This is a genomic window from Coprococcus sp. AM97-35, assembly GCF_027697525.1.
GTDB classification, from domain to species: Bacteria; Bacillota; Clostridia; order Lachnospirales; family Lachnospiraceae; genus Allocoprococcus; species Allocoprococcus comes.
Map to the genome: position 1 here is coordinate 336 of NZ_JAQESL010000067.1, position 1,289 is coordinate 1,624.

Genomic DNA, 1,289 nt, shown 5'->3' on the forward strand with positions numbered 1-1,289 from the left:
AACACTTCATTGTCCTTGTTCCAGACAAGGTTGTTGTCAATATATTTTATCGGGAACATAGTTCACACTCCTTACTGCCGTGATTGTTTCATTCAATATCTGCTTATGCAGTTTTACGGCTTTTCCTGCATAAGTGATTTTCGGGCGCAGGGCATAGGTTATCTGTGATTTCAAAAAGCTGTACGGCTTCTTTCCGTCAAAGGTTTTCTGCGACATGAACCAAGTGAGAGCAACGGGAATACCGAAATATTTGAGAAATGCTCCCTCAATCATGGAAAGAGGGGGAATATCCCCAAACAGAATGATGATAAATTCTGTAATCACAAACCATGTAATCTGTGTAAAGGTAACGGGAAAGGGTAAGTTAAAGTCATTGATTGCATACAAGACTTTTTCCACGTTCCAGATACCCGTATAAGATTTAATCTTTTTCAAGTTCTTTCAGCTCCTTTCAAAATAGAAAAGGACAGCCATTTTCAGACTGTCCCTTAAAAGAGAAATACGCTGTCAGTAGCAACAATGCTTGTCGCTGATCTTCCAGCGTTAATATGGTATCTCGCACATACCTCGGCTTGTTTCAATAAAGCAACCGCCCATATCCAAATCTCGCCCGTAGGCTTCATAGTCAATATAATTCTGTAAGCTGGGTGGAATGTCGCCAAGTGCCTGCAATTCGTCTATGTAGTAGTAGGCAACATCTGTCATGGTTTCACAGTCGGGATAATAATAAATATCGTCCTTGTGTTCCACGACTTCTTCCAGCGTCCCGTAGTGGCTGATAAATTCGTCCAGACATTCTACGATATAGTCGGGAAGTTCCTCTATCATTTCATACATCTCATTGAGTTCTTCAATGGAAACATACTCGCCAATCGCAATGGGGAAGTTGTCGGTATCATGGATAGCGTATTCCTCATACTGCTCATTCAAGCCGATTTTTTCTTTTACATCTTCCTCGTCAATGGGAAATGTGAACCAAGCACCGACTAAATAGCCCTCATTGTATTTGCCAAGATTAGCAATGTAAACCGCCATATCATCAATCATAAGCACCACCTCATTTCCTACTCTGGCAGTTCAAAGATACCGTGTTCTGTTACTAAAAATTTCCCGTGTTCCTGCAAGTGAGAAGCGTAGGCTTCAAAGTCAAAGTAATATTCTTGACAGTCCTCGGATAAATGCTTAAATGTCGGGTCGTTCATCAGCTTTTGCCTTGCAACATCTATCATGCTTTTGCAGTCGGGATAAACCGTAATCACGTTCCTGCAAATATAAACTGCTTCTAAATT

At 41.0% G+C, this 1,289-nt stretch carries 2 protein-coding genes and 1 pseudogene; all 3 read right to left on the reverse strand.

Annotated features, from left to right (window positions below; genetic code table 11):
- Positions 1 to 36: 36 nt before the first annotated feature.
- Positions 37 to 435, reverse strand: a complete 399-nt coding sequence (locus PG840_RS16620) for a conjugal transfer protein (RefSeq protein WP_003061368.1) — start codon at positions 433 to 435, stop codon at positions 37 to 39.
- Positions 436 to 543: 108 nt separating this feature from the next.
- Entirely contained in the window at positions 544 to 1,047 is a 504-nt protein-coding gene (locus PG840_RS16625) for an antirestriction protein ArdA (protein ID WP_002323345.1), read from the reverse strand.
- Between the two features lie 17 nt (positions 1,048 to 1,064).
- Positions 1,065 to 1,289: pseudogene (locus PG840_RS16630) on the reverse strand (antirestriction protein ArdA); the annotation flags it as partial.

Coding starts and splice junctions, on each gene's coding strand:
- PG840_RS16625 (WP_002323345.1), bottom strand. CDS start 1,047: ATGATTGATGATATGGCGGTTTACATTGCTAATCTTGGCAAATACAAT.